This window comes from Agrococcus citreus, from assembly GCF_039527715.1.
Lineage (GTDB): Bacteria > Actinomycetota > Actinomycetes > Actinomycetales > Microbacteriaceae > Agrococcus > Agrococcus citreus.
This window is the reverse complement of sequence record NZ_BAAAKK010000001.1, coordinates 716,475-730,552: the sequence shown is the minus strand read 5'-3', so window position 1 is coordinate 730,552 and position 14,078 is coordinate 716,475. Positions and strand designations below refer to the sequence as shown.

The following is a 14,078-nucleotide window of genomic DNA, read 5'->3' as shown; positions in this document are numbered from 1 at the left end:
CGCGGGTCCGGCGCGGCGCCCGCGGGCCGCAACGTTCACTTCGAGCGCTTCACGCCCGTCGAATCGCCGGTGGATTCGATCGGCTCGGGCGGCATTGCGTCCACGTACGAAGCATGGGAGCGTCACCAGCCAGAGGTATGCCGAGGGGTGCGGTTGCGTCGTCCGCGCTCATGAAGCGCAGACTTTGCCGGCTTCGGAGCGTGGTCAACTGCTCTCGGTGGACCAGTCGGAGTTCGCACCCCGATCCGGCTCGCCGTGTCCCACTCGAGCCGCAGCGCGTCGCCCTCGATGTCCTCCATGAGTCGCAACTTGCGCATCCGTCGCACGGCGTGGAGGGCCTATTCCACTGCCAGGCCGCCGCCAGCCGAGAGCCCGAGCTCAGAGGTCAGAGCGGCGCGCCCATGCAGGGTAAGAACCGTTCAATTCGTTCGCAACCCGCTCCAGTTGCTCCTCGTCCTCCTCCGGCATGACCTCCGTGAGGGCGTCCTCGGTCTCCAGTCGTGGGACCGTCCAGAAGTAGGCATCCACGTCGGACTCCGCGTCCAGGGGCATGCCGGCGTCGTCCGGGTTCACGAAGGTCTCGTGAAAGCGCTTCTTGAGCTGCTCGTCATTCATCGGTTGTCCAATCCTCCGTCGGGCACTTGTGGCTGACTCGCAGTGTAACCAGACGCAGGCGCTCGGGTCGGCTGGTCGGCGACGACCACCGCGAAATACCGGCTTTCAGGCCTATGCTGACCAGACGGCAGCCATCACGCTCTGGGGCCGTCCAAGGAGGCTTGACGTGAAAGATCACCTTGAAATAGTCGCCGATGGCGAGGGCCTATCGGTAATTGGTGACAGAACCACGGTTGCGCGCTTCCTCGGTTCGCGGGGGCTGCTCGCAACCTCCACAGATTTCCGGCTCGATAAACTCCACGGTCTGCTGCAGGCGTCCGATGCGGTCCTTGACGGTGCGTCGGACATCATGGCTGGTTCGGGCAGGTGGCTGAAGCTCACTGATGAGTCCGCTGACATGGTCCGGGAGTTCGGACTCATGGAGTCGGGCTCTGCGGGTGTCAGCTACGCCATGATCGGCGATCCCGGGGTGATCAACAAATGGATCCGGGTGGACACCGGGTTGGGAGCAATGCTGACCAATCCGGCCCTCCTTACCGGAGTGGTCGGAGTGATGGCGCAGGTAGCCCGTCAGGGTGAAATGCGCGAGATCAAGGCGTACCTCGCCGCGATCGACACAAGACTCACCGAGGTGGCTCGCGCCCAAAAGGATGCAGAGTTGGCGAAGGTGGTGGGCGCTCGCAGCAGCATCGAGAGAGCTTTGAGTCTGCGGGACGCCCAAGGTGGCCGAACGGACGCGACCACATGGTCCACCGTCCAAGACAGGGTCGGGGCAGTCGATGACGCTCTGAGTTGGGCGATCATCCGTCTCAGTCGAGTCGCCGAAAGGATCGAAGCGGTCGACCGGGGGCGACAGAGAGTAGAGCTGGTTCAGCGTGCCCCGGGCGAGGTCTGCGAACTGCTCGCCGTGATCGCTCATTGCTTCGAACTGCAGGACGCGCTTGACGTCATGCAACTGGACCGAGTGTTCGAGGAGTCACCTAACGACCTCGAGGCACAACGTTCCGCGCTGGACAGCCATCGTGAGACTCGCCGCGCCCTGGTGCGCGATGCGGTAGAGGGTGTCGCTTCACGCATCGACAGTGCGGCCCGCACGGCAAACTCGAACACTCTGCTGCACATGCGGGCGGCAAGAGCGATGACGGACTCGGCCAATAACGTGGGTCAGGCCGTGGCTCGGCTGGAGCTTCCGCTGGGCATTGAGTCGGAACGTCAAGCCTTGCGGGCGCCTGGCTGGTGGGAGGCCGCGCGCGACAGCGGTCAACTGGCGAACGCAGGAGCGGAGCTCGCTCCCAAACTGGTACTGCCGGCCGCAGGTGTGGGCGTGGGTCTGCTCTACAAGCTTCCAGGCACCCGGCCTCTCGCCCAGAAAGCAATCGCAGCAGCGCGCCGCATCGTGCGCTGACTGAACACCTGGGCGGTATACCGCTGCAGACTGGCTTACATCTGGTGTAAACCGCGCCGCGATAGGCCCCTGCACAACGAACGGGGAAGCGACGCGCGTCCTCCTGGACGGCCTCATCGGTGCCCTCGAAGATGTGGCCGCCGCGTTGCGCGCCGACGAGGGCGAGCCCACAGCCGGTCGCCCCTTTGCACTGGCAGAACATGCACGCGAAGCCCGCCACGTGTTCGTTGTGCACGGCCGAGGTGCGCCCGTGGCGAAGTTACGGTGGACGCTGGAGCTCCCGAGGCGACGCTCCGAGCCGCAGCCACCCTGGCTCGGCCCGCCAAACCACGCAAGCCAGCTCCGGTAACGGATGTGAGCAGCGCGGAGTTCGTGCGCGCCAGCTTGAAGATTGGGTACGGTCGCTGAGCCCGCGAAGAAGGCGGCTCGCGCGTGCCGTGCGCCGATGCCGAGCGTAGACGCGAAGAACCCACTCTTGGTGCTGTCCTGCGCCTGCTTCCGCTTGCGTTGACGAGCCTGTCCAACGCGATCGCTTCAGCGGGGGATCGACGATCGACCAATCTCCGGCCCCGGGTTCGACGCGCACTCCGATCCACATCACGTCCAACTCGTCCTTGGGCGCGCCCTGGCCGGGTAAAGGGTACGGTCAAGAGTGCATGACGTAGGCCCGCGTAAGTGGGTGTACCAGGAAGGGTTGCAGCGTGCATTTCCAGGCCATAAATAGGCGGAAGTCGGGGGTTGTCGCTCCCTGCATGGCACGCAGGGGGTCGGGAGTTCGAGTCTCCCCAGATCCACCAAGTACTCCTCGACGGAAGCCCTGGCCATCGGCCAGGGCTTCTGTCGTCTCCGGCCCGCGCTGGCCGGCTCCCGACGATCAGCCGACGCGGAACTCCCGCGCCGCGACGCTCGCCACCGCGGTGGCGACGACCCTCGCCATCCGTGGCCGGATGACGTGGTCGCCGCCCGCGACGCGATGCACGGACACGTGCCGCATCTGCTCGACGATGCGCAGACCGCCGGGCATCAGGAACGGGTCGAGCGTGCCGTACACGAGCTGCACCGGCGCCGAGACGGCGGCGATGTCGCTCACCGCCGTCTGCGTCTCGATCGCGTGCTGGAGCGACAGCGTGAAGGCCCGCCAGTTGCGCTCGCTGACCTCGAGCACGTCCTTGATCGGGGAGAGGCGCGACAGCACGGCGGCGTTCCGGATCGTGAACCGCTTGTTGCTGCGCAGGAACTCGTAGGCGCGCAGATACAGGCCCATCGCGGTCCGCTCGACCGGATCGCCGAAGGCATCCGGCGGCAGGTAGACGGGCGGGCTCACGAGCACGAGCGCGCGAACCGCCTCGGCATGGGTGGCCGCGTAGCGCGCGACGATCAGGCTGCCGAGGGAATGCCCGACCAGGATGCATCGACCGACATCGAGCGACGCCAGCGTGCGCTCGAGGTACTCGACGTGCTCCTCGATCGTGTAGCCGGCATCCGCAGGCGACGGCGAGGCGCCGAACCCGAGCAGATCGATCGCCACGACGCGATGGTCGGGCAGCAGCATCGGGATCACGTTCGTGAACGTCGTCGTCGACGAGGCGATGCCATGGACGAGCACGACGGTGGGCCCCTCACCCTCATCGATGTCGACGTGCAGCAGCGGCAGGGTGTTCCTCGACGACCAGGGCCAGCGCATGTGCTCGATCATCCACCATCGGCTGCGGGGCTGCGGGGCTGCGGGGAGGGGCGCCTCGCGGTCAGCGTCGACCCGTTGCCGCCGGGCCCCGTCGACGACCTCGGGCCCGCCTGCCGGAGCGACGGACAGCGCGCTCGGTAGGATTGGCGGCGACCCCACAGCGCCCGTGCGGGATCTCCCACGCATGCGCACGGTCCCCGTCGCACCAGACGAAGGATGACCGTGCCCGCAGCCCATCGCCCGCATCGGCTCGCGCTGCTGCAGACGACGCTCGTCTCGACGGCATTCGCCATGCAGCTCGTCGCGTCGAACGCGATCAACCCTCTGCTGCCCGTCTACCGCGAGCAGCTCGGGTTGAGCGCTGTGCTGCTGTCGATGACGTTCGTGCTCTACGTGGGCACGCTCGTCATCGGCCTGACGCTGCTCGCGAGGCCACGCTTCGCGCGCCACGCGCCAGCACTGGTGCTGCTCAGCCTCGTCGCGCTCGTCGCATCCGACCTGCTCGCGATCCAGCCCGACGCGGCGTCGATCCTCGCGAGCCGTGTGCTCGTCGGTGTCGCTGGCGGCCTCGGTACGGGCGCTGCGTCCGCGCTCGTCGTCGGCGCCATCGGCGCCGCAGGTCGATCGGTGACCGCGACGGGCAACCTCATCGGGGCGGTCTTCGGGATGGTGGGCGCCCAGCTGCTGGTCTCGACCGTCGGCGCGGCCGCGCCGCGGCTCGTCTTCCTCGCGCATGCCGTCATCACCGTGACGATCCTCGTGGCGCTCGCGATCGTCCTGGTGCTGCGGCGTCGCGACAACGCCCGCTCGCTCGAGCACCAGTCGGGTGCCGTGGAGCTGCGGCCCAAGCGCCGCCTGCGACTCCGCCCGGGCACGCTGCGCCTGCTCGTGACGGGCAGCATCGCGTGGATCGGGAGCAGCATCGGCGTCGTCTTCAGCGCCACGGTCTTCGCCGAGCTCGGCCAGCCCGTCGTGCAGGCGGTCGGGCCCGCGCTGCTGCTCATCGCGAGCGCGGGCGGACAGCTGCTCACCCCGGTGCTGACGCGCATCGCACCGTGGATCAGCGGGATGCTCCTGCTCGCGGTCGGCTCGGCCGGCGTCGCGGTCGGGGCGATGGTCGTCGCGCCCGGACTCGCGCTCGCCGGCTTCACGCTGCTCGGCGCGGGCACGGGCATCGGCTACCGCGCGGCGCTCGTCGCCTTCACGCGCGGCGCGGCGACGGCGCAGCAGGGCGCGCTCGCCTCCGCCTACGGCGCGGTGACCTACACCGTGGCGGCGGCGGCCGCGCTGACGGTCGGCTGGTTGAGCGACGTGCTCGGCTTCGGCCCGACGGCGGCGTGGATGTTCGGGGTGCTGGCCGTGCTCGCCCTCGTCGCGCTCCGGTGGGCGCCGCGGCTGCGCGACACGGTCGAGCCTGGCCCGTCACCCAGCCAGGGATAGCCCGCGTCGCGCCGTCCGAGTAGCGTGAGGCGCCACCCGCGCCGGTCGGACCTGCGACCGAGCGGACCGACCGTGATCGGAGGGCTGCCCGCGATGACGACGTCGCACGTGATCAAGCCGCTCACGGCAGAGACGTATCCGGCGTGGCTCGCGCTCGCGCAGAAGCACAACGGCGTCTGGGGCGGCTGCTTCTGCTCGTACTTCCACGGCGACACCGACCGCACGGTGAAGCGCGAGCACGACGGACCGACGTTCAAGCAGCGGCTCATTGCCGAGGGCGTCGCGCACGCAGCGCTCGTCTTCGACGGCGCCGACGCGATCGCGTGGTGCCAGTACGGCAGCCCGGCCGAGCTGCCGAACATCTATCACCGCAAGCAGTACGACGCGGGGGAGACGCGACCGGCGCCGTGGCGCATCACGTGCTTCTTCGTCGACCGCGACCACCGGCGCTCGGGCGTGGCTCGGGAGGCGCTGGATGGCGCCCTCGACCTGATCGCCCAGGCAGGCGGGGGCGAGGTGGTCTCGTTCCCCAACGAGCTCGAGCCCGGGAAGCGCACGTCGTCGTCGTTCCTGCACAACGGCACGCGCGCGATGTTCGAGCGGGCGGGCTTCACGTTCGAGCGGCACATCGGCAAGCGCAAGACGGTGATGCGGAAGACGGTGCCGCCCGCGAGCGCGTGACGCTCGGGGGCGGCAGCGACCGGTCGCGCCTCAGGCGCGCCGGCTCACTCCTCGACGACGATGGTCGTGATGACCGGGTTGCGACGGTGGCGACGGGTCAGCCAGCGGCCGAGCGCGCGGGTGATGAGCGCCTCGACGTCCTCACGGCTCCGCGAGCCGGCGGCCGACTCGTTCCGCAACGCATCCTCGATCGTCTTGGTCGCCGTCTTCTCCCACCCGGCCTCCTCGACGAAGCCGCGACTGAAGAACTCGAGCGGCTCCGTCAGCCTGCCCGAGCTGTGCTCCATGATCGCGAGCACCGTGATGGCGCCCTCCTCGGCGAGCACGCGGCGATCGGTGAGCGCGGCCTCAGTGGCGACACCCATCGTCGTGCCGTCCACGAGGATCTGCTCGGCGGCGACGCGGCCGCTGATCCGGGCGCGGCCGGCCACGAGGTCGATCGAGACGCCGTCCTCGACGACGAAGACCTGCTTCTCGTCGATGCCGGTCCTCGTCGCGATCGCGGCGTTGGCCGTGAGGTGGCGCCACTCGCCGTGCACGGGCAGCACGGCGGTCGGCCGGAGGATGTTGTAGCAGTACGCGAGCTCGCCGGCGCTCGCGTGGCCCGAGACGTGCACCTTCGCGTTGCCCTTGTGCACGACGTTCGCGCCCCACCGCGTGAAGGCGTTGATGATGCGGAAGATCGCGTTCTCGTTGCCCGGGATGAGCGAGCTGGCGAGCAGCACGGTGTCGCCCGGGCCGATGTCGATGACGTGGTCCTTGTTGGCCATGCGCGACAGCGCCGCCATCGGCTCGCCCTGCGATCCGGTGCAGACGAGCACGATGTCGGTCGCGGGCAGCTTCTCGAGCGTCTTCATCTCGACCACGAGGCCGTCGGGGATGCGGAGGTAGCCGAGATCGGCGGCGATGCCCATGTTGCGGACCATCGACCTGCCGACGAACGCGACCTTGCGGCCATGGCGCTCCGCGGCGTCGAGGATCTGCTGGATGCGGTGCACGTGGCTCGCGAAGCTCGAGACGACGATGCGGCGGGGAGCGGTGCGGAACACCTGGTCGATCGCGGGAGCGAGGTCCTCCTCGGGGATCATGAAGCCGGGCACGTCGGCGTTCGTCGAGTCGACGAGGAACAGGTCGACGCCCTCGTCGCCCAGCCGGGCGAATCCGGGCAGGTCGGTCGTGCGGCCGTCGAGCGGGAACTGGTCCATCTTGAAGTCGCCGGTGTGGAGCACGAGTCCGGCCGCGGTGCGGATCGCGACGGCGAGGCCGTCGGGGATCGAGTGGCTGACGGCGAGGAACTCGAGGCCGAAGGGGCCCGCGTCGATGCGATCGCCCTCCTTCACCTGGCGGGTCTGCGGCTTGATGCGGTGCTCCTCGAGCTTCGCGGTGATGAACGCGAGGGTCAGCTTCGAGGCGATGATGGGGATGTCGGCGCGCTCGCGCAGCAGGTAGGGCACGCCGCCGATGTGGTCCTCGTGGCCGTGCGTGAGGACGATGCCGACGACGTCGGCCAGCCGGGAGCGGATCGCCGAGAAGTCGGGCAGGATCACGTCGATGCCGGGCTGGTTCTCCTCGGGGAACAGCACGCCGCAGTCGACGATGAGCAGCTTGCCCTCGTGCTCGAAGACGGTCATGTTGCGACCGATCTCACCGAGGCCGCCCAGGGGCGTGACGCGCAGCGCACCCTTCTTGAGCGGCCCCGGAGCGGGCAGCTCCAGATGATGGCGAGCGGGCTTGGCGGTCCTTGCGTTTCTCATGCGTGCTTTCCTGACGTGTCGTGCTTGCGCTCGCGGTGGAGCGGGATGCTGTGGGTGCCCGTGACAGCCGCTGCGGGCTGAGAGGGCGGGTGCCGGATGGACGATGCGTGCTCGCCCGGACCGGAGATGGCGCTGCCGGGCAGTCACCTGCGGCGACCGGCGCGGCGTCGCGCAGGCTCGCCTGCGATGCAGTCGGCCTCGATCAGTCTAGGCGCAAGCGCTCGTCGCGCCGCTTGTCCGCATCGATGTGCCGCACGGGCGTGCGGACGAGCGCCTGGATCAGCACCTTCGACGTGCCGCCGGAAGGGCGCATCGCGCGCGTCGCGACCCACCGCATCCGCGCTCGCTACAGGTGCGCTCCGCAGCGGCGGGCGGCGAGGAGGGCGAGCGATCGCGTCGTCGCGATGAGCTCGTCGATCGGGACCTGCTCGCGCGGCGCGTGCGCGTAGCGCACATCACCGGGTCCGTAGTGGAGCGTGGGGATGCCTCCCATGCCGGCGTAGAGGCGGAGGTCGCTGCCGTACGGTGCTCCGGCGAGGCGGGCAGCTCGGCGCTCGGTGATGGCGATGGCGCCGATCACCTCGTCGACGAGCGGGTGCGCGACGTCGAGCTGCCCGCTCGCGAACTGCCCACCGGGCCAGCCGACGCGCACGGGATGGTCGCGCAGCCACGGGTCGCGCTGGCACGCCTCGGCGACCGCGGCCTCGAGCGCTGCGCGGGCGAGCGCCACGGGCTCGCCGAGCTGCACGCCCAGGCGACCCTCGGCGACGAGCAGGTCGGGCACGCTGCTGGCCCAATCGCCGGCGCGCAGGATGCCGATCGAGATCGGGTAGGGGAGCGCATTGCCGTCGAACAGTGGGTCGGGGTGGGCGTTGCGCACGCGTTCGAGCTCGACGAGTGCCGAGCGGATCGGCAGGAAGGCGTCGATGGCGCTGTAGCCGCTCAGCCGCGCGCTGCCGTGCGCGGCGCGCCCCGAGACGCGCAGCTCGAAGGTCAGGGCCCCGGCGTTGCCCACGACGAGGTTGGTGCTCGTGGGCTCGGTGATCACGGCCGCCTCGCCTCGGTGGCCTCGCAGCATGGTGGCGAAGGCGCCGAGGCCGCCGTCCTCCTCGCCGACGACGGCGTGCACGGCGAAGGATCGCTCGAGCCGCACGCCGGATGCGACGAGCGCTCGCGCGACCGCCATGTTCGCCGCGACGCCCGCCTTCATGTCGCACGCCCCACGGCCGTGGAGGCTGCCCGCGCTGATCGCTCCGCTGAAGGGGTCGCGGCCCGGCCACTTGTCGAGGTCGCCCGTCGGGACGACATCCACGTGGCCCTGCAGCACCAGTGCGGGAACGGCCGCGTCGTCGCCGAGGACGCCGACGACGCCGTGTCCCTCGGTGCGCGGCGCCTCGGTGCCCGGGAAGTCGGGATGCGACGCGAGGGCGGCGAGGTCGAGCTTCCAGGCGTCGACGTCGAAGCCGAGCGCGGCGAGCTGCTGGGCCTGGCGGTGCTGCAGCTCCGACTCGGCGTCGGAACCGGTGACGCTCGGCACGCGGATGAGCTCGACGAGGTCGAGCACCAGCGCTTGCGCGTCGATCGCTTCGAGCACCCGCACCTCGGCTGCCGAGAGGTCCGGAGTCGGCTCGCCGACGGGAGCGCTGACGACGAGGGGCTGCACGGAGGTCACGCCTCGAACGCTAGGTCGCGCTCGTCTTTGAGGGAATAGCGCGAAGTCGCATGATGACTCATAGTCTCTATGACGTGATCCAGCCGCAGCAGCTCCGCATCCTCGTCGCGATCCGCGATTGCGGATCGTTGACGGCCGCCGCCGCAGCGCTGGGCTACGGCGTGCCGACCATCGCCCACCACCTGGCGTCGCTCGAGCGGCACCTCGATGCTCGGCTCGTCGAGCGGGATCGCCGAGGCGCTCGACTGACCGCGCTCGGCGCGGTGCTCGTCGAGGAGGCCGTGCACATCCTCGCGCGGCTCGAGCAGGCGGAGCGGCTGGTCGCCACCCAGCGGGATCAGGGGCTCTCCACCATCCGGCTCGGCACCTTCGCGTCCATGGGCTCGCAGCTGCTGCCGCGAGCGATCCGCGAGCTGCGTGCACGCATGTCGGTGCAGGTGGAGGTCGTCGAGGCGGAGCCCACCGGGGTGGTCGAGCTGCTGCGCGCGGGGGAGCTCCACGCCGGGCTCATCTACGACTCCGTCGACGATCCGGCCTTCACGTCGTCCGACCTGCGGATGCACGTGCTGCTGGAGGAGCGCTACCGCGTGCTGGTCGCGAGCAGCAGCCCCTACGCCGACACCGCTGAGGTCGACATCGCCGAGCTCGCGCACGCCGACTGGGTCTGCAGCCGGCACGAGTCGGAGACCTCCGACCGGGTGCTGCGGCGCGTCTGCCACACGCTCGGTTTCGAGCCGCGCGTGCTGATGCGCACCGACGACCTGAACATGATCCACGGGCTCGTCGCGGAAGGGCTCGCATGCACCGTCGTCGCGCCGAGTGCCGTCGACACGCGGTTCGCCGTGCGTGCGCTCGCCGCCGTGCAGGACCTCGACCTGCGCCGCACGTCGTTCGTGCGCCCGAAGACGCCGGCGCCTCGGGCGATCGCCGAGCTGCAGGACATCCTCGTCGACATGCTCGCCTCGCCGGCGGACTGATCGCGTCGCTCGCGAGCGAACGCCGAGCGTGCCGCTCGGCGCCCGGAGCGGCGGGTCACTGGACGGGCGTCTGGCCTGCCTCGGTGGCGTTGAACCAGGCGAGCCATCCGTCGGTCGTCTCGTGCACTTCGTACGGGCCGCACCCGAGCACCATGTCGGGCAGCTCGCTCGCGTCGGAGAAGCCGCCGTACCGGCCATCGAACGGCAGCGTCGAGCGGGAGGCCTCGTCGCATCCGATCGGCTCGCCGCCGGCGAAGGCGATGACCGCGTGGGTCTCGTCGAGCGTCGCGGTCGAGCGGATGTCGGTCGCGTCGTCGGGCAGCCACTCGGGCATCGGCACGCCGACCCATCCGGTCGCGGCGTCGGCACGAGTCTCGAACGATTCGCTGTGGACCCGTTCGAAGAGGTCGGTGATGCTCGTGCAGCCGGTGAGGGTCGCGATGGCGAGCGTGGCGGCCGCGAGGGCGGCCAGCGGCGTGTGCTGTGTCTTCATGCCCTCAGTCCAGCCGATCCCGCCCCGCGCTCGCATCGGGCCAGCGATGGATCGCCGTCATGCGGTGGGATGACTCGTCGCTCGCCAGCTCAGCGAGCGCGGAACTCGCGAGCGGCCACGCTCGCGACCGCAGTGGCGACCACCCTCGCCATCCGCCGGCGGATGACGTGGTCGCCGCCCGCGACGCGATGCACCGACACGTGCCGCATCTGCTCGACGATCCGTAGGCCGCCGGGCATCAGGAACGGGTCGAGGGTGCCGTAGACGAGCTGCACCGGAGCCTGCACCTCGGCGATGTCGCTCACCGCGCTCTGCGTCTCGATCGCGTGCTGGAGCGACAGCGTGAACGCCCGCCAGTTGCGCTCGTTCACCTCGAGCACGTCCTTGATCGGCGACAGGCGCGCGAGCAGCGCCGCGTTGCGGATCGTGAACCGCTTGTTGCGGCGCAGGAACTCGTAGGCGCGCAGGTACAGCCCCATCGCGGTGCGCTCGACCGGATCGCCGAACGACTCCGGCGGCAGGTAGACGGGCGGGCTCACCATCACGAGCCCGCGCGCGACGTCGCGGTGCGTGGCGGCGTAGCGCGCGCCGATCAGGCTGCCGAGGGAGTGGCCGACGAGGATGCACTCGCCCACGCCGTGCGCCTCGAGCGTGCGCTCGAGGTACTCGACGTGCTCCTCGACCGTGTATGTCGCGGCGGCCGGCGACGGCGACGCGCCGAAGCCGAGCAGGTCGACTGCGACGACCCGGTGGTCGGGCACGAGCAGCGGGATCACGTTCGTGAACGTGGTCGTCGACGAGGCGATGCCGTGGATGAGCACCACGGTCGGGCCCGTGCCCGATTCGGTGACGTGCAGCAGCGGCAGGGACCGCTTCCGCGACCAGGGGAAGCGGACGCGCATCACGGCGTCGCAGCGACCTGCAGCGAGGGATCGCTCGAGCCGGGGAGGATCTCGCGGAGCAGGTCGTCGAGCGTGACGACACCGAGCAGCTGCTCCCGCTCGACGACCGTCGCCAGCTGCACCCTCGCCCGGCGCATGCGCGCGAGCGTGTCGTGCGCCGAGGCCTCGGGCGCGATCCGGAACGCGTCGCGAGCGATGGTCGCGACCGGCGCTGCCGGGTCGACCATCAGGGTGTCTCGCACGTGCGCGACCCGGGAGTCCGGGCCCGCGCCCACCAGGAGGCGGAGGTGGCCGGATGCCGCCGCGGCGGCCTGGAGGTCGGCGACCGTCGCGTCGGCCGCGACGGCGGTCGGCACCGTGTCGGTGCGCACGATGTCGCCGACCGTGAGCGTGCTGAGCGCGATGGCGCGGTCGATGGGCTGCGAGAACTGCTCGTCGAGCACGCCCGCTGCGCGCGAGTGGGCGACGAGCTTGCGGATGGTGTCGGCGTCCTGACCGCCGACCGCCGCCTTCTCCACGGGCTCCACGCCCGAGGCCCTGACCAAGCGGTTCGCTATGCGGTTGATCCAAAGCAGGAACGGTCGCAGCGGCCAGGTCATGACTCGCGCTGCGATGCCGGTCGCCTTGGCGGCGACCTCGGGATGGGCGATCGCCCACGACTTCGGCGCCATCTCGCCGATCACGAGGTGGAGGAACGTCACGACGATGAGCGCGAGCATGAACGCGGTGATGTCGGCGGCGACGTAGGGCAGTCCCAGCTGCTCGAACAGCGGGGAGAGCGCGTAGTCGATCGCGGGCTTCGTGATCGCACCGAGGAGGAACGTGCACGCGGTGATGCCGAGCTGCGCGAATGCGAGCAGCACCGTGAGCTCGTTCATGCTGCGCAGCGCGGCGCGCGCAGACGCGCTCCGGCTCGCGGTCGCCTCGAGGCGGTGCCGTCGTGCCGCGAGCAGCGCGAACTCGACGATGACGAAGAACGCGCTCGCGAGGATCAGGAGCAGCGTCACGATCGTGACCATCCACCAGCTCATCGCGTGACCTCCGCGTCTGGCTCGGCGTCGATGGTCGTCGAGTCCCCCTCGACGAGCCGCACGACGAGCTGCGAGGGCACGTGCCGCTCGACCTCGAGCACCTCGAGGTCGAGCCACCGCTGCACGCCGAGACCCAGGGCGGCCTCCGCGGCACGCTCGGGCAGGGCGACGCGCACGGACGCGCCCGCGGGCATGAGGTCGCCGTATCGGCTCACGACCAGGCCGGCGATGGTCTCTGCGTCGTCGCGCGGCAGGTCGTGCCCGATGAGTCGCTCGACCTCGTCGAGGTGCACGTCGCCCGGCAGGGTCCAGCTGTCGTCGCCGACGGTGACGACCTCCTCGACCTCGGTGTCGTGCTCGTCCGAGATCTCGCCGATGACCTCCTCCGTGAGGTCCTCGATCGTGAGGATGCCGTCGAAGTTGCCGTACTCGTCGACGACGCACGCGAGCTCGTTGCGCGCGCGGCGCATCCGGTCGAGGGCGGCGGGGAGGGGCATCGTGGTGGGCAGCACGACGGCCTCGCGCATGACCGACGACACCGGCGCGCTCTCGTCGTGCGAGCGGCGGAGCAGGTCGATGAGCTCGACGACGCCCACGGGGGAGTCCTCGTCGCCGATCACCGGGTAGCGCGTGTGGGCGGTCGCCATGAGTGCCTTGACCTCGCCGATCGTCGTGTCGGGGGAGACGGTGTCGACGCGCGAGCGCGGCACCATCGCGTGCTCGACATCGCGTCGCGGGAAGTCGAGGATGCGGTCGATGATCATCGAGAGGTCATCGGGCAGGTCGCCGCTCGCGCGCGAGTCCTCGATGATCGACTCGAGGTCGCGCGCGGTCGCGCTCTCGTCGACGTCCTCGAGGGGCTCGATGCGGAGCAGCTTGAGCAGCGCGTTCGCGGCGAGGTCGAAGATCGCGATGAGCCAGCCGAACGCGGCGAGGTAGATGCGCGTCGGCATCGCGAGCGCGCGAGCGAGCGGCTCGGGGTTCGCGATGGCGAGGTTCTTCGGGTACAGCTCGCCGAAGATCATCGTGACGACCATCGCGAGCACGAGCGCCCCGACGGTGCCGATCAGCACCGATGCGGCTGGGTCGAGTCCCGCTCCGCCCAGCAGCGTGCCGATCGACTCTCCGATGAGGGGCTCGGCGACGTAGCCGATGAGCAGGCCCGTCACCGTGATGCCGAGCTGCGCGCCCGAGAGCATGAAGGACGTGCGCTTCGTGATGGCGAGCACGCGCTTGGCCTGCACGTCGCCCTTCTCGGCCTTCGCGGCCATCCGCGATCGATCGACCGACATGTACGCGAACTCCTGGGCGACGAAGAAGCCGCAGGCGGCGATGATCGCGAGCGTCAGCAGGATGCCCAGCAGCAGGGTGAGCGCTGCCGCCATCATCGGTGTTCACCCCCTCGGACGTCGAGGGGGATCGGT

General features: G+C 70.2%; 13 protein-coding genes. 4 read left to right on the top strand and 9 right to left on the bottom strand.

Translation table 11 applies throughout. The features are described from left to right. Window positions 1–378: 378 nt before the first annotated feature. Window positions 379–615, bottom strand: a complete 237-nt coding sequence (locus tag ABD106_RS03630; protein ID WP_343917388.1) for a hypothetical protein — start codon at window positions 613–615, stop codon at window positions 379–381. Window positions 616–781: 166 nt separating this feature from the next. Here ABD106_RS03630 and ABD106_RS03625 point away from each other — a divergent pair, with 166 nt between their 5' ends. After that, window positions 782–2,020, top strand: coding sequence for a hypothetical protein (locus tag ABD106_RS03625; RefSeq protein WP_343917386.1), 1,239 nt, complete (start codon window positions 782–784; stop codon window positions 2,018–2,020). 874 nt (window positions 2,021–2,894) lie between these two features. On the opposite strand, the gene ABD106_RS03620 is transcribed toward ABD106_RS03625, so the two are convergent. After that, the gene (locus tag ABD106_RS03620; RefSeq protein ID WP_343917384.1) at window positions 2,895–3,704 is read right to left on the bottom strand and encodes an alpha/beta fold hydrolase; all 810 of its coding nucleotides are present in this window, start codon (window positions 3,702–3,704) and stop codon (window positions 2,895–2,897) included. A gap of 222 nt (window positions 3,705–3,926) precedes the next feature. Between ABD106_RS03620 and ABD106_RS03615 the strand changes: the two genes are divergently transcribed. Together ABD106_RS03615 and ABD106_RS03610 are read left to right on the top strand one after the other, a co-directional pair. After that, entirely contained in the window at window positions 3,927–5,144 is a 1,218-nt protein-coding gene (locus ABD106_RS03615) for an MFS transporter (RefSeq protein ID WP_343917382.1), read from the top strand. A gap of 93 nt (window positions 5,145–5,237) precedes the next feature. Continuing rightward, on the top strand, window positions 5,238–5,825 hold the full coding sequence (locus tag ABD106_RS03610; protein ID WP_343917380.1) for an N-acetyltransferase: 588 nt from the start codon (window positions 5,238–5,240) through the stop codon (window positions 5,823–5,825). A 44-nt stretch (window positions 5,826–5,869) separates the two neighbouring features. Here the strand turns inward: ABD106_RS03610 and ABD106_RS03605 are convergent, their stop codons facing one another. The 3 genes from ABD106_RS03605 to ABD106_RS03595 all read right to left on the bottom strand — a co-directional run bounded on the left by ABD106_RS03605 (window position 5,870) and on the right by ABD106_RS03595 (window position 9,251). After that, window positions 5,870–7,579, bottom strand: a complete 1,710-nt coding sequence (locus tag ABD106_RS03605; protein WP_343917379.1) for a ribonuclease J — start codon at window positions 7,577–7,579, stop codon at window positions 5,870–5,872. Window positions 7,580–7,781: 202 nt separating this feature from the next. Next, complete coding sequence (locus tag ABD106_RS03600; protein WP_343917377.1) at window positions 7,782–7,916, bottom strand: hypothetical protein; 135 nt, start codon at window positions 7,914–7,916, stop codon at window positions 7,782–7,784. A 9-nt stretch (window positions 7,917–7,925) separates the two neighbouring features. Continuing rightward, complete coding sequence (locus ABD106_RS03595) at window positions 7,926–9,251, bottom strand: ArgE/DapE family deacylase (RefSeq protein ID WP_343917375.1); 1,326 nt, start codon at window positions 9,249–9,251, stop codon at window positions 7,926–7,928. Window positions 9,252–9,325: 74 nt separating this feature from the next. On the opposite strand from ABD106_RS03595, the gene ABD106_RS03590 reads away from it, so the two are divergent. Next, the gene (locus ABD106_RS03590; RefSeq protein WP_343917373.1) at window positions 9,326–10,228 is read left to right on the top strand and encodes a LysR family transcriptional regulator; all 903 of its coding nucleotides are present in this window, start codon (window positions 9,326–9,328) and stop codon (window positions 10,226–10,228) included. A 55-nt stretch (window positions 10,229–10,283) separates the two neighbouring features. Here the strand turns inward: ABD106_RS03590 and ABD106_RS03585 are convergent, their stop codons facing one another. From ABD106_RS03585 to ABD106_RS03570, 4 genes are all read right to left on the bottom strand, one after another. After that, window positions 10,284–10,721, bottom strand: coding sequence for a hypothetical protein (locus ABD106_RS03585; protein WP_343917371.1), 438 nt, complete (start codon window positions 10,719–10,721; stop codon window positions 10,284–10,286). Between the two features lie 89 nt (window positions 10,722–10,810). Then, window positions 10,811–11,623 carry an alpha/beta fold hydrolase gene (locus tag ABD106_RS03580; protein ID WP_343917369.1) on the bottom strand — a complete coding sequence of 271 codons (813 nt, stop codon included), beginning with the start codon at window positions 11,621–11,623 and terminating at the stop codon, window positions 10,811–10,813. Beyond that, window positions 11,623–12,654, bottom strand: coding sequence for a CNNM domain-containing protein (locus ABD106_RS03575; protein WP_343917367.1), 1,032 nt, complete (start codon window positions 12,652–12,654; stop codon window positions 11,623–11,625). The genes ABD106_RS03580 and ABD106_RS03575 overlap by 1 nt, the downstream gene beginning before the upstream one ends. Next, window positions 12,651–14,042 carry a hemolysin family protein gene (locus ABD106_RS03570; protein ID WP_343917365.1) on the bottom strand — a complete coding sequence of 464 codons (1,392 nt, stop codon included), beginning with the start codon at window positions 14,040–14,042 and terminating at the stop codon, window positions 12,651–12,653. Before ABD106_RS03570 ends, ABD106_RS03575 begins: the two co-directional genes overlap by 4 nt. Between the last annotated feature and the right edge of the window lie 36 nt (window positions 14,043–14,078).

Excerpts from the sequence above, each read along its gene's own strand:
- ABD106_RS03600 (WP_343917377.1), bottom strand. The coding sequence starts at position 7,916 with ATGCGGTGGGTCGCGACGCGCGCGATGCGCCCTTCCGGCGGCACGTCG.
- ABD106_RS03620 (WP_343917384.1), bottom strand. The coding sequence starts at position 3,704 with ATGCGCTGGCCCTGGTCGTCGAGGAACACCCTGCCGCTGCTGCACGTC.
- ABD106_RS03605 (WP_343917379.1), bottom strand. The coding sequence starts at position 7,579 with ATGAGAAACGCAAGGACCGCCAAGCCCGCTCGCCATCATCTGGAGCTG.
- ABD106_RS03570 (WP_343917365.1), bottom strand. The coding sequence starts at position 14,042 with ATGATGGCGGCAGCGCTCACCCTGCTGCTGGGCATCCTGCTGACGCTC.
- ABD106_RS03575 (WP_343917367.1), bottom strand. The coding sequence starts at position 12,654 with ATGAGCTGGTGGATGGTCACGATCGTGACGCTGCTCCTGATCCTCGCG.
- ABD106_RS03630 (WP_343917388.1), bottom strand. The coding sequence starts at position 615 with ATGAATGACGAGCAGCTCAAGAAGCGCTTTCACGAGACCTTCGTGAAC.
- ABD106_RS03580 (WP_343917369.1), bottom strand. The coding sequence starts at position 11,623 with ATGCGCGTCCGCTTCCCCTGGTCGCGGAAGCGGTCCCTGCCGCTGCTG.
- ABD106_RS03585 (WP_343917371.1), bottom strand. The coding sequence starts at position 10,721 with ATGAAGACACAGCACACGCCGCTGGCCGCCCTCGCGGCCGCCACGCTC.
- ABD106_RS03610 (WP_343917380.1), top strand. The coding sequence starts at position 5,238 with ATGACGACGTCGCACGTGATCAAGCCGCTCACGGCAGAGACGTATCCG.